The sequence below is a fragment of the Stutzerimonas sp. LR2 genome (assembly GCF_055755175.1).
This window is the reverse complement of sequence record NZ_JBVTRR010000006.1, coordinates 284609-296878: the sequence shown is the minus strand read 5'-3', so window position 1 is coordinate 296878 and position 12270 is coordinate 284609. Positions and strand designations below refer to the sequence as shown.

The 12270-nt window shown below is 61.9% G+C and carries 11 protein-coding genes and 1 pseudogene; 3 read left to right on the top strand and 9 right to left on the bottom strand.

What is annotated here, in order from left to right:
* Positions 1-196, top strand: a pseudogene (locus tag ACVRRC_RS20805) (hypothetical protein); the annotation flags it as partial.
* A 9-nt stretch (positions 197-205) separates the two neighbouring features.
* Here the strand turns inward: ACVRRC_RS20805 and msrQ are convergent.
* From msrQ to ACVRRC_RS20775, 6 genes are all read right to left on the bottom strand, one after another.
* Positions 206-838, bottom strand: coding sequence for a protein-methionine-sulfoxide reductase heme-binding subunit MsrQ (gene msrQ, locus ACVRRC_RS20800; protein WP_017245532.1), 633 nt, complete (start codon positions 836-838; stop codon positions 206-208).
* Complete coding sequence (msrP, locus tag ACVRRC_RS20795) at positions 838-1845, bottom strand: protein-methionine-sulfoxide reductase catalytic subunit MsrP (RefSeq protein WP_043942249.1); 1008 nt, start codon at positions 1843-1845, stop codon at positions 838-840. Before msrP ends, msrQ begins: the two co-directional genes overlap by 1 nt.
* A 54-nt stretch (positions 1846-1899) precedes the next feature.
* The gene (pssA, locus tag ACVRRC_RS20790) at positions 1900-2739 is read right to left on the bottom strand and encodes a CDP-diacylglycerol--serine O-phosphatidyltransferase (protein WP_013983827.1); all 840 of its coding nucleotides are present in this window, start codon (positions 2737-2739) and stop codon (positions 1900-1902) included.
* 153 nt (positions 2740-2892) lie between these two features.
* Entirely contained in the window at positions 2893-3909 is a 1017-nt protein-coding gene (gene ilvC / locus ACVRRC_RS20785; protein WP_013983829.1) for a ketol-acid reductoisomerase, read from the bottom strand.
* A gap of 77 nt (positions 3910-3986) precedes the next feature.
* Complete coding sequence (ilvN, locus tag ACVRRC_RS20780; protein ID WP_013983830.1) at positions 3987-4478, bottom strand: acetolactate synthase small subunit; 492 nt, start codon at positions 4476-4478, stop codon at positions 3987-3989.
* Between the two features lie 2 nt (positions 4479-4480).
* Positions 4481-6205, bottom strand: a complete 1725-nt coding sequence (locus ACVRRC_RS20775) for an acetolactate synthase 3 large subunit (RefSeq protein ID WP_014597557.1) — start codon at positions 6203-6205, stop codon at positions 4481-4483.
* A gap of 405 nt (positions 6206-6610) precedes the next feature.
* Between ACVRRC_RS20775 and ACVRRC_RS20770 the strand changes: the two genes are divergently transcribed.
* Positions 6611-7045 carry a DUF4124 domain-containing protein gene (locus ACVRRC_RS20770; RefSeq protein ID WP_423567453.1) on the top strand — a complete coding sequence of 145 codons (435 nt, stop codon included), beginning with the start codon at positions 6611-6613 and terminating at the stop codon, positions 7043-7045.
* 36 nt (positions 7046-7081) lie between these two features.
* Here the strand turns inward: ACVRRC_RS20770 and ACVRRC_RS20765 are convergent, their stop codons facing one another.
* From ACVRRC_RS20765 to mrcB, 3 genes are read right to left on the bottom strand one after another with little or no spacing between them, the layout of a single operon-like run.
* Complete coding sequence (locus ACVRRC_RS20765) at positions 7082-7408, bottom strand: YqcC family protein (RefSeq protein WP_013983833.1); 327 nt, start codon at positions 7406-7408, stop codon at positions 7082-7084.
* Positions 7408-8136, bottom strand: a complete 729-nt coding sequence (locus ACVRRC_RS20760; protein WP_013983834.1) for a tetratricopeptide repeat protein — start codon at positions 8134-8136, stop codon at positions 7408-7410. Before ACVRRC_RS20760 ends, ACVRRC_RS20765 begins: the two co-directional genes overlap by 1 nt.
* Before the next feature lie 48 nt (positions 8137-8184).
* Positions 8185-10497, bottom strand: a complete 2313-nt coding sequence (gene mrcB, locus ACVRRC_RS20755; protein WP_011914326.1) for a penicillin-binding protein 1B — start codon at positions 10495-10497, stop codon at positions 8185-8187.
* 159 nt (positions 10498-10656) lie between these two features.
* Here mrcB and ACVRRC_RS20750 point away from each other — a divergent pair, with 159 nt between their 5' ends.
* Positions 10657-12219 (top strand): AAA family ATPase, encoded by a 1563-nt coding sequence (locus tag ACVRRC_RS20750; RefSeq protein ID WP_254162885.1) that lies wholly within the window; start codon positions 10657-10659, stop codon positions 12217-12219.
* Positions 12220-12270: the final 51 nt, after the last annotated feature.

Below are 12270 nucleotides of genomic sequence, written 5' to 3'. Positions count from 1 at the left end.
TGTCAACCACCTCTTTCAACCGCTTTCGATCAATCCGACCGAAGCCACCAACAGGACTCAACCACCACCCTGTCAGCGCGGCGCATTCTACCCGAATCCGCCACCAGTGCAACCCTTTTATTTAGCTAACCTTTTGATCTACAAGAGGTTTTGCTTGAGGACTGCGCCGGAAGTGGTGCGCATTATAGGCACCTGAAAACAGCCGTCAACCGTTTATTTCGGTTTTGTTGCGAACTTTGTTCTTTCGCGTACGGACTCGCCCCAAAGCAGAAGCCGCGGCTGGAAATCGTAGAGCAAGCAGGATCGCGGCCACGCCAGCATAAAGCGCCCACCTGCCAGCATCGGCACGTACAACCCAGAGCATATGCAGCAACACCACAATGACGATGACGTAGATCAGCTGGTGTAAGGTTTTCCAGCGCTTACCGAGACGGCGCATGCTCCATCGAGAGGAGGTAGCGGCCAAAACTGTCAGCCCCAGCAACCCGAGCATCCCGACGAGAATATAGGGGCGCTCGCTCAACTCTTCGGGCAAACGTGAGAATTCAGCACCCAACAGAAAGAAAAGGTAGCTAGCGAGATGCAGCAATGCATAGCTGAAGCACCAAAGTCCAAGCTGTCTCCGCACAGCGAGCCAGCCGCCCCACCCCGTGACCCGCTGCAGGGGCGTCATGGCAAGCGTCAGAAGCAAGAGAACCAACGCGCCCTGCCCGAGGTTATCCACCAGCACCTTTCCCGGATCGGGACCCAGCGCAAGCGTCCAGGCGAGATACAGCCAGTACACAGGCACGCTCGCGGCGCATAGAAATACGCACAGCCGCCACCACGGGTAGCGCATCAGTAGTCCTTGGTGAGATCCATCGAGGCGTACAAATCCGCCACCTGATCGGCATAGCCATTGAACAGCAGCGTATCCCGCACGTTGGGGCTGAAAAGGCTGCCTGGAAGGCGCCGCTCACGAGCCTGCGACCAACGTGGATGGGAAACTTGCGGATTTACGTTGGCGTAGAACCCATACTCTTCAGGAGCCATCGACTGCCACGTCGTACGCGGCTGCTCGCGTACAAAGCTGATCCGCACGATCGATTTGATGCTTTTGAAGCCATACTTCCAAGGTACGACCAGCCGCAGTGGTGCGCCATTCTGATTAGGCAGTACCCGCCCATACATTCCAACCGCCAGCAGGCTGAGGGGGTGCATCGCCTCGTCCATGCGCAATCCTTCTACGTACGGCCAATCGATCAACGCAAAGCTGGAGCGAGTCCCACGCATCTCGTCGGGGCGGTAGGCCGTTTCGAAGCGGACGAACTTCGCAGCTGAAAGGGGGCGGACCATCTGAACGAGGTCGGCAAGCGGAAATCCCAGCCAGGGGATCACCATGGACCAGGCCTCCACGCATCGCAGCCGATATATCCGTTCCTCCAGCTGGCCTTCAGCAAAAAGGTCATCGAGCGAATAGCGCCCCGGCTTTTCGACTTCGCCATCAACCAACACTGTCCACGGCTCGACTTTCAACTCCGCGGCGTAACGGGCTGGATCGCCTTTGTTGGGACCGAACTCATAGAAGTTGTTGTACTGGGTGGCATCGGCATACGGCGTGATGGCTTCGCCTTGCGCGACGACAGCGCGCCAGCGGGCGTCGCCCAGCTTGCCAACGAACCAAGGCGGGGCTGGAGACGCCGGGACGCCGGGATATTGCTCGGCCGCCCTAGCCAGCAAGGGCACCCCCACCGCCGCCCCAGCAAGCGCCGCCCCCTGAATGAAGCGACGCCGGCTTCGATAGATCGCCTCCGGCGTCACCTCGGATTCATGACAATCACCGCCTGCGGGGATTCTGATGAGCATGGCCAGCTCCGCGTATCGACTACAGACGAGCAATACGCGCAGCCAGGGGGAAAATCAACCCTCGACGCGCTTGCGCCGACGCAGTTGCATCAGGTACTGAACGGGACCCGAAACTGCATAGGCGAGGAAAATCAGCAGGAGAATACGAGGCGGGTCGCTGAATACCACCGCAAACACCAGCACCACGACCAGAATCGCAACGAAAGGAACGCGCCCCTTCAGATCGAGATCCTTGAAGCTGTAGTACTTGATGTTGCTGACCATCAGCAGACCGGCAGCGGCTACCATCAGCGCAAAGAGCATGACCAGCACCAGCGGCAGGTCGACGCCGCGAATACCCGTCTCGTCGAGCGCCCACACCGCCCAGACCCAACCGGCCACCACACCTGCTGCAGCCGGACTGGCCAGCCCGATGAACCAGCGCTTGTCCACCTTGCCGATCTGCGTATTGAAGCGCGCCAGGCGCAGCGCGGCGCAGGCAACGTAGATAAAGGCGACCGTGAGCCCGACATTACCCAACCCCGACAACGCCCATTCATACGCCAGCACAGCGGGCGCCAGACCGAACGCCACCATATCCGACAGCGAGTCGTACTCGGCACCAAAGGCACTCTGAGTATTGGTCAGGCGCGCAACGCGTCCGTCCAGACTATCAAGCACCATCGCGACAAAGACCGTCGCCGCGGCCACATAAAAATTGCCGTTGATCGCCGTGATGATCGAGAAGAACCCTGCGAAAAGGTTGGCAGTGGTGAACAGGTTCGGCAGCAGGTAGATGCCCCGGTGGCGGACCTTGCGGCCGTCGGCCTCCTGGGTTTCCTCCACATGCTCGTCGATCGGCAGAATGCTCTCTGGCTCGACTGGCTTGTTCGGCTCTTCGGATTGTCCACTCATGCGCATTCACCTTCTACAACAGGTACGGATAGATTTCGACCAGATCGGCACACCCACGGTTCAGCCTGGCCAAACCCGCGATTTATACCAGAAGCCTGGGGTGCAGAACGAAAAAACGCGGCCGAAGCCGCGTTTTCTTGAGCAGAAAACCGATCAGTTCTTGCTCTTGTCGACGATCTTGTTCGCCGCGATCCAGGGCATCATCGCGCGCAGCTTCTCGCCGACCACTTCGATGCCATGGGCCGCGTTGTTGCGGCGGTAGGCAGTCATGGACGGATAGTTGGCAGCACCTTCGGTGATGAACATCTTGGCGTACTCACCGTTCTGGATGCGCTTCAGAGCGTTGCGCATGGCAGCACGGGATTCGGCGTTGATGACTTCCGGACCGGTGACATACTCGCCGTACTCGGCGTTGTTGGAGATCGAGTAGTTCATGTTGGCGATACCGCCTTCGAACATCAGGTCGACGATCAGCTTCAGCTCGTGCAGGCACTCGAAGTAGGCCATTTCCGGAGCGTAGCCCGCTTCGACCAGGGTTTCGAAACCGGCTTTGACCAGCTCGACGCAACCGCCGCAGAGAACGGCCTGCTCGCCGAACAGGTCGGTTTCGGTTTCGTCCTTGAAGGTGGTTTCGATGATGCCGGTACGACCGCCGCCGACGCCACAGGCGTAGGACAGCGCGACGTTACGGGCATTGCCGGACGCGTCCTGGTAGATCGCGATCAGGTCAGGGATACCGCCGCCACGGACGAACTCGGAGCGCACGGTGTGGCCCGGAGCCTTCGGAGCGATCATGATCACGTCGAGATCGGCACGCGGCACGACCTGGTTGTAGTGGATCGAGAAACCGTGGGCGAACGCCAGGGTGGCGCCCTGCTTCAGGTTCGGCTCGATCTCTTCCTTGTACAGGCGACCCTGGAATTCGTCCGGGGTGAGGATCATTACCAGGTCGGCGGCAGCAACGGCTGCCGGCACGTCGCTGACCTTCAGGCCATGCGCTTCGGCCTTTGCGATGGAGGACGAGCCCGGGCGCAGGCCAACGGTGACGTCGACGCCGGAGTCCTTCAGGTTGCACGCATGCGCGTGGCCCTGGGAGCCGTAACCGATGATGGCGACCTTCTTGCCCTGGATGATGGAGAGGTCGCAGTCTTTATCGTAAGAAACCTTCATGAATTACCCCTGTTGCCGGCCTCGTGGGCCATTCGATAAAACGTTGCTGACTGACGAGACGAGGTGTCCGCCAGCCGTTAGATACTCAGCACTTTGTCGCCGCGAGAGATTCCGGTGACACCGCTGCGCACCACCTCGAGGATCGAAGCGGTACCAATGGCCTGGATGAAGCTGTCCAATTTGTCACTGGTTCCGGCCAGCTGAATGGTATAGACGCTGGTGGTCACGTCGACGATCTGTCCGCGGAAGATGTCGGTGGTGCGCTTGACCTCGGCGCGCTGGGCGCCGGTGGCCTTGACCTTGATCAGCATCAGTTCACGCTCGATATGGGCGCTCTCCGACAGGTCGACGAGCTTGACCACTTCCACCAGCTTGTTGAGGTTTTTGGTGATCTGTTCGATCACTTCCTCATGGCCCACGGTGGTCAAGGTCAGACGCGACAGGGTCGGGTCTTCGGTCGGCGCCACGGTGAGGCTTTCGATGTTGTAGTTGCGCTGCGAAAACAGGCCGACCACACGAGACAGCGCACCCGGTTCGTTTTCCATCAGCAGGGAAATGATATGTCTCATGATCAGGTCCGCTCCGTCTTGCTCAGCCACATGTCACGCATCGCGCCATCCTTGATCTGCATCGGATAGACGTGCTCGGCGGTGTCGACGGCGATATCGAGGAAGACCAGGCGATTCTTCATGGCGAATGCCTCTTCCATCATCGGCTTGAGGTCCTTGAGATCAGTGATGCGCATGCCGACGTGCCCGTAGGCTTCGGCCAGCTTGACGAAGTCCGGCAGAGACTCCATGTACGAGTGCGAGTAGCGACTGTTGTACACCATGTCCTGCCACTGGCGGACCATGCCCAGCGCACCGTTGTTGAGGTTGATGATCTTCACCGGCAAGTCGTACTGCAGGCAGGTGGACAGCTCCTGGATGTTCATCTGGATGCTGCCTTCACCCGTCACCACCGCGACATCGGCTTCGGGGAAGTTCAGCTTCACCCCCATGGCTGCCGGCAGGCCGAAGCCCATGGTGCCGAGGCCGCCCGAGTTGAGCCAGCGGTTGGGCTTGTCGAACTTGTAGTACTGGCAGGCGAACATCTGATGCTGACCAACGTCCGATGCCACATAGGCCTCGCCCTTGGTCACCTCGCAGAGCACCTCGATTGCGGCCTGCGGCTTGATGATCGAACCATCGCCCTCGTTGTAGGGGAACAGCCGGCCATTGCCGCGCCACTCGTCGATCTGCTTCCACCAGCTGGCCACGGTCTCGGCATTCGGCGCCTGGCCGATCTCCTTGACGATGGCGACCATCTCGGTCAGCACGCTGTCGACTGGGCCAACGATCGGGATATCTGCCTTGATGGTCTTGGAGATGGATGCCGGATCAATGTCGATGTGGATGATCTTCGCATTCGGGCAGAACTTGGTCGCGCCGTTGATGACGCGGTCATCGAAACGCGCGCCGACCGCCAGAATCACATCGGAGTGATGCATCGCCAGGTTGGCGGTGTAGCTGCCGTGCATGCCGAGCATGCCGACGAACTGGCGGTCGCTGCCCGGATAGCAGCCCAAGCCCATCAGCGTATTGGTCACCGGCAGGTTGAGCATCTTCGCCAGCTCGGTCAGTTGTGCCGAGGCCTTGCCTAGGATCACGCCGCCACCGGCGTAGATGATCGGACGCTTGGCGCCCAGCAGCAACTCCGCCGCCTTGCGAATCTGCCCCGAATGCCCACGTACGGCCGGGCTGTACGAACGCAGCTTGGCCTTCTTCGGATAAACGTATTCGAATTTTTCGGCCGGGTTGGTCATGTCTTTCGGAATATCGATGACAACCGGCCCTGGACGCCCGGACTCTGCGAGGTAGAACGCCTTCTTCATCACTTCGGGAATTTCCGAAGGATGCTTGATCATGAAGCTGTGCTTAACGATCGGCCGGGAGATGCCGATCATGTCGGTTTCCTGGAAGGCGTCGGTGCCGACCATGGTGCTCGGCACCTGACCGGAAATGACCACCATCGGGATCGAGTCCATGAAGGCAGTGGCGATGCCGGTGATGGCATTTGTCGCGCCAGGGCCGGAGGTCACCAACACCACGCCGGCCTTGCCAGTCGCGCGCGCATAGCCATCAGCCATGTGGGTGGCAGCCTGTTCGTGGCGAACCAGGATATGTTCGATGGCCTTTTCCTTGAAAAGCGCATCGTAGATATGCAGAACGGCACCGCCCGGGTACCCGTAGATGTACTTAACGCCTTCGTCACGCAGGGAGCGGACGACCATTTCAGCGCCGGATAAGAGTTCCACGTTGTTCACCTCTGAAACGCCAGATAGCGGTCCAAGCCGGAGCCGCCAGAAATAGGTTTACTGCCAACAGGGCATGAGCGACGGTGGTCGCCGACTACGTCAGCCACTGATTGAGCCAGTATTGGAAGAGTCCCTGGTGTCGCGGGCTCTCCACCCAGCGCGAGGTAACGCGTTGCGGGTGATGCAGGTCGGCGCGGGTAGCACCTCATGTCTGTCTAGACTGAGCCGGTATCGCTTGCGGCGAGGCGACTCAGGACAGCAAGCCTCGGATTGTTCGGATTCGGCACCCGCAAGTCAAGCCTGCCGTTGCGTTTGGCCAACCTCGAGCTGTGACGGGGCGCAGAAGCGCGGCGCTGTCTTTTGGGTATAGTGGAGGCCGTTTTCCGACCCGATGAAGGTAACAGCATGCGATTGATGTTTCTTGCGAGCGGCCTGATGCTGGCCCTTTGTGGCAACGCCATGGCGGCCCAGGTGTACAAATGGGTAGACGCCCAGGGCGTCACGCATTTTGGCGCTCAGCCGCCGCAGGGGCAGCAGGTGGAAACCGTGAACACGGTCGTCGCGCCAGGCAAATCGGTAACGCCACCGGCACCGGCGGTTCAGGAAAACGACGCCGAACCCGACCAGCGCACCATTGACCGCAAGGTCAAGCAGCAAGTGGCCGCGCAGGAGGCCGAGCGCAAGCGTTATTGCGAAACCCTGCGTACCAACCTGGCCCAGCTGCAGAACAATCCGCGCGTGCGGGTCGAAGATAATGGTGAAACGCGGCGGGTCACCGAGGAAGAGCGGCAGGCGCGAATCTCGGAAACCCGCGACAAGATTGCGGAAAACTGCAACTGAGCGCCATCTGAGCGACTGGCGCCGCCAAACGCGGCGCTAGCGTGAAGAGCTGTCGATCAGCGCATCGAAGCCGCGCAGGGCCTCAAGCAGCGTCACCACCTGGGACTCCCGATAGACCACTTCGGCCATGGCGCAGATGCCGGAGGCGGCAGGCAAAGGCTGATCTGCCTCGACGATGGCCTTCATCCGCGGCAGGAAAATCCACTGCAACCACTGCTCGAAGCGCAGCGTGTCGACGCAGAACGGCTCCACGCTGGCCAGAGCCTCTGGCGCCGGCGAATCCACACTCCACAGCCCCAGCACCCGCAGCTCGCGCTCGATCAGCAGCAGCTGCTGGGCAATCTCCGGCAGCCGGCGATCCATCACAGACTGACCTTGGCCCGCTCACGGGCCTGGGCCGCACCCGCACTGTCGCCCTGCCGCTCACGCGCCTGGGCGATCAGCTCCCAGAGACTGGCCTGCAAGGCTGGCCGACCACTGGCGTAACTCAACGCTCGACGTGACAACTGTTCGGCCTGGGTCGCGTCGCCCTGAGCCAGACGGACCTGGGCGAGACGGTAAAGCACCTGAGGCTCACGTGGCGCAATGCGCTGAGCGCGCTCGAGGCTCGAGGCGGCACCGTTCAGGTCGCCGCCGCCCTGCTGCTGCTGCGCGGTGGTGAGCAACGCCAGGACCGGGCCATCAAGCTGCTCGTCAGCCGCCAGACCGCTACCTGAGGAAGGAATGCCGCTGGGCATGCTTGGCTGTGGCGTGCTGGGCGGTGCGGAGATCGATGGTGCGGGCTGCCAGGCTGGCTGCGAACCGCTGGCGGCGCCACTGGAAGAAGAAAAAGGCACGTCCGGCGCTGCGAAGGTTTCAAGGGGCGCCGATGATCCTTGCGGCACCATCACCACGACACCGGAATCTTCCTGCTGCTGCCGTGGCACCTGGGCCGGGGCCGTGGCAGCGGGTGCGCGATAGGCCTGCCGCGCGGCCATTTCCTCGGAAACAGGCGCGCCGGCGTCGACGACGGGTATCGAACGACGGTCCACCGTCGCGCAACCCTGGATCAGAACCACTGCTGCTACAACAGCTATCCACTGCTTATTCACTTTCTGACCTCTTCACAAAAAAGCACGGAATGCACGTCGGCTGCACCATCACTGCAACCAGCCACGCACCCAATCCATGACCGACTCTGCAGGGGCCTGTATGCCGCAGCCCGGCCCCGGCGCCGGTTCGCTGCCGCGAATATAGGGCATCTGCACAGCATCCGGGCAGCGTTCGTCGGTACCCAGTCCGCTACGGGCATCGACCCAGGCGTAGGTGACATTGTCCGGAACCGGCATCTGCAACGGCAGCGGGTCGGCCCGTCGCATGAAGTCGGTCCATACCTGCAGCGCCCCGGTGGCACCGGTCAGAGACGTCTTGCCGTTGTCGTCGCGCCCCAGCCAGACCACTGCCAGAAGATCCTGGCTGAAGCCGGCGAACCAGCTGTCACGCGAATCGTTGGTGGTGCCGGTCTTGCCGGCCAGATTGAGCGACTGCGGCAGTCGGTTGTACGCCGAGCGCCCAGTGCCCTCGCGCATGGCGCGCTGCATGGCGTACTGGGTGAGGTAGATCGCACCCGGATCGAAGCGCTGCTGAATCTGGAACGGATAACGCTTGAGCGGCTCGCCGTCGGCCGTCAACACGCTGCGAATGCCCCGCAGCGGGGTGTTGAAGCCACCGTTGGCAAGCGTCTGATACATGTCGGCCACTTCGATCGGACGCAAGCCGCCGGCCCCCAGCAGCATCGACGGGTAAGCCGGCCATTTGGGTGATGCACCCAGGCGCTCGAGCGTCTTCAGCACGTTCGGCACGCCCAGATCGAGCCCGAGCCGCGCGGTCGACAGGTTGTAGGAATTGGCGAGCGCCTGATACAGGTACACCGTTCCATAGGCCTGACGCCCATAATTCTGCGGCTTCCAGACCTGCCCATCGGCACCTTTCACGGAGAAGGGCTCATCCTCGAGCAGACTGGTCAGCGTGTACTGGCTGGGCTTCTCCAGTGCGGCCAGGTAGATGGCCGGCTTGATCAGCGAACCGATCGGTCGTGAGGCATCCAGTGCCCGGTTGAAGCCGGCAAAGCCTGGTTGGCGGCTGCCCAGCATGGCCTGGATCTCACCGGTTTCCGGATTGGTGACGATCATCGCGCCCTCGACGCCCTCGGTGGCCTTGCCGAGTCGCTTGAGGGTTTCGCTCATGGCCTGCTCGGCCTTCAGCTGAAGCACCGGATCGAAGCTGGTGAATACGCGCAGCCCTTCTTCGGTAAGGTCCTCGTCCCGATAGTCCTCTCGCAGCTGGCGCTTGACCAGGTCGAGGAAGGCCGGATAGGAACTGTCCGCCATGCTGCCGCGCTGGGTTACCCCCAGTGGCGCCTGCTTGGCCTTGGCCGCCTCATCGGCGCTGATGACCTGCTGCTCGGCCAAAAGATCGAGCACCAGATTGCGCCTTTCCAGGGCACGCTCGGGATTGCGCCGCGGGTTGTAATAGGTTGGCCCCTTGACCATGCCGACCAGCAACGCCACCTGCGGCAGCTTCAGCTCGGCCAGCGGCTGACCGAAGAAGTACTGACTGGCCAGGCCGAACCCGTGCACCGCGCGACGACCATCCTGACCGAGAAACACCTCGTTCAGATAAGCCTCGAGAATTTCCTGTTTGTCGTAATGCAGCTCAAGCAGCACCGCCATCATCGCTTCGGTGATCTTGCGGGTCATGCTGCGCTCGTTGGTCAGGTAGAAGTTCTTGACCAACTGCTGGGTCAGGGTACTGCCACCCTGGCGAACCTGGCCGGCAGTCAGGTTGACCCAGACCGCGCGGGCAATGGATTTGGGCGACACACCGAAGTGATTGAAGAATTCCCGATCCTCGACCGCAACCAGCGTTTCCACCAGATACGGCGGCACCTGATCCAGCTTGATCAGGATGCGATCCTCGTTGTGCGCGGGATACAACCCACCAATCAGCACGGGCTCCAGACGCGCCACAGGCAGAGCGCTCCCGTTGGCGCTGCTGAGGCCAGCAACGAAATCGCCGGAGAAGCGGACCCGCAACCGTTGCGACTGCTCGGCGCCTTCGTAGAACTGGAAGCCGCGGGTATGCAGTTCGATGTCATTGCCGGCAACCGAAGCGCCGCCCGGGCCGCTGACCGAGCGCTCGCGCCGATAGCCAAGAGCGTCCAGCTCGGCAAGGAAATCGTTCTTGTCCAGCTTCTGACCGACGAACAGTTCCAGCGGCCGCGCATAGACCTTTGCCGGAATCGTCCAGCGCTTGCCGGAGAATTTCTCCTGCACGACAGCATCGAGATAGATGGCGAAACCGGCCAGGATCACCAGGCCGACAATGGAGAGCTTGACCGCCCAGCCCAACCAGGGGCGAGCACCACTGGAGCGGCGCTTGGAGCGATTTCGGGGGGAGCGAGGTTTAGTCATGGCGGCGCATTATACGCACTTTGCCGCAGCGGATTGACGGCCTCTCAGCGGTTTGCAGCGCAACGCTCAGCGGCCATAATGCCGGCGACTTTACGACTGTGTGGACTGCTTCGCAGTGGACTCGCACGCCCCGTTCAAGAACTTCGACAAGGAATGACCGTGAGCCAAGCACTGATCGCCGCCCTGCAGAATCCTGCCCTGTATCCGCACCCCACCGAAAGCTTTCGGGTCATCGAAACCCATATTTCCTGGGTGATCCTCACCGGCCAGTACGCCTACAAGATCAAGAAGCCGGTGGACTTCGGCTTCCTCAACTTCACCGATCTGGCCTCGCGCAAGCATTTCTGCGAAGAAGAGCTGCGCCTCAACCAGCGCATGGCACCTGACCTCTACCTGGAAGTGTTGCCTGTCACCGGCTCGCCTGATGCTCCGGTGATCGGCGGCGACGGCAATCCCTTCGAGTACGTGCTGAAGATGCGCGAGTTCCCGCAGTCCCAGCTGCTGGCCGAGGTCCAGGCCCGCGGCGAGCTGACCGATGCGCATATCGACGCTCTGGCCGAGCAGATCGCAAGCTTCCACCTCAGCACCCCGCAGGTACAGCCGGACCACGCGCTGAACAGCGCCGATGCGATCGTCGCACCGATGCGGCAGAACTTCGAACAGATACGCCCGCTGCTCAGCGAGCCGGAAGACCTGCGCCAGCTGGACGCTCTCGAAGACTGGACCGAAACCAGCATCACGCGCCTGCGCCCACTGCTCGAACAGCGCTGCCAGCAAGGCTTCGTTCGCGAATGCCATGGCGACCTTCACCTGGGCAATGCCACGCTGATCGATGGCAAGGTCGTGCTGTTCGACTGCATCGAATTCAACGAGCCGTTCCGCCTGATCGATGTCGCCTCGGATGCCGCCTTCCTGGCCATGGACCTTGAGGATCGCGGACTGAAATGCCAGGCCCGGCGCTTCATCAATGGCTGGCTGGAGCACACCGGCGACTATGCCGCGCTGGCGTTGCTCAACCTCTATAAGGCCTATCGTGCGTTGGTTCGCGGCAAGGTCAGCCTGTTCCGCCTGTATCAGGAGCAGGACGCCGTGCAGCGCAAGGTTATCCTGCGCCAATACCGCAGTTACGCCAATCTCGCCGAAAGCTACAGCGCGATTCCGTCCCGCTTCCTCGCCATCACTCACGGTGTATCGGCCGTCGGCAAGAGTCACGTCGCGCTACGCCTGGTCGAAGCGCTGGGCGCGGTGCGTCTGCGCTCGGATGTCGAGCGCAAGCGTCTGCACGGCGAGCAGGCCGAGGCGCAGGCGGGCCAGCTCGATAGCGGCATCTACAGCCAGCAAGCCAGCGAAGCGACCTATCGCCACCTGCATCAGCTGGCGACTGCCGCACTGCAGGCCGGGTTCGCCGTGGTCATCGACGCAGCCTACCTGAAGCAGTCGCAACGCCAGACGGCATGGCAGGCGGCCGAAGCGACCGGCGTACCGTTCCTCATCCTCGATTGCGAGGCTCCGGAAGCGGTGATCGCCCAGTGGCTCGCTCAGCGTCAGGCCGAAGGCACCGATCCGTCCGACGCGACAATGGAGGTGGTCCGCGCGCAGCAGGCCAGCCGCGAGCCGCTGAGCGACAGCGAGCGCCTGCACAGCTGCCGGGTCCAGACGCAGGATGCCGGCAGCCTCGACGAGCTGGTCGCCAACATCCGCCAGCGCCTGCCGGGGCTTTGACCGTTAGGCACCGTCGCGGGCAGGCCGCGGCGGTGCCTCTATACTCCCGGT

Excerpts from the sequence above, each read along its gene's own strand:
- msrP (WP_043942249.1), bottom strand. The coding sequence starts at position 1,845 with ATGCTCATCAGAATCCCCGCAGGCGGTGATTGTCATGAATCCGAGGTG.
- ACVRRC_RS20765 (WP_013983833.1), bottom strand. The coding sequence starts at position 7,408 with ATGGATCGCCGGCTGCCGGAGATTGCCCAGCAGCTGCTGCTGATCGAG.
- ilvN (WP_013983830.1), bottom strand. The coding sequence starts at position 4,478 with ATGAGACATATCATTTCCCTGCTGATGGAAAACGAACCGGGTGCGCTG.
- mrcB (WP_011914326.1), bottom strand. The coding sequence starts at position 10,497 with ATGACTAAACCTCGCTCCCCCCGAAATCGCTCCAAGCGCCGCTCCAGT.
- pssA (WP_013983827.1), bottom strand. The coding sequence starts at position 2,739 with ATGAGTGGACAATCCGAAGAGCCGAACAAGCCAGTCGAGCCAGAGAGC.
- ACVRRC_RS20770 (WP_423567453.1), top strand. The coding sequence starts at position 6,611 with ATGCGATTGATGTTTCTTGCGAGCGGCCTGATGCTGGCCCTTTGTGGC.
- msrQ (WP_017245532.1), bottom strand. The coding sequence starts at position 838 with ATGCGCTACCCGTGGTGGCGGCTGTGCGTATTTCTATGCGCCGCGAGC.
- ilvC (WP_013983829.1), bottom strand. The coding sequence starts at position 3,909 with ATGAAGGTTTCTTACGATAAAGACTGCGACCTCTCCATCATCCAGGGC.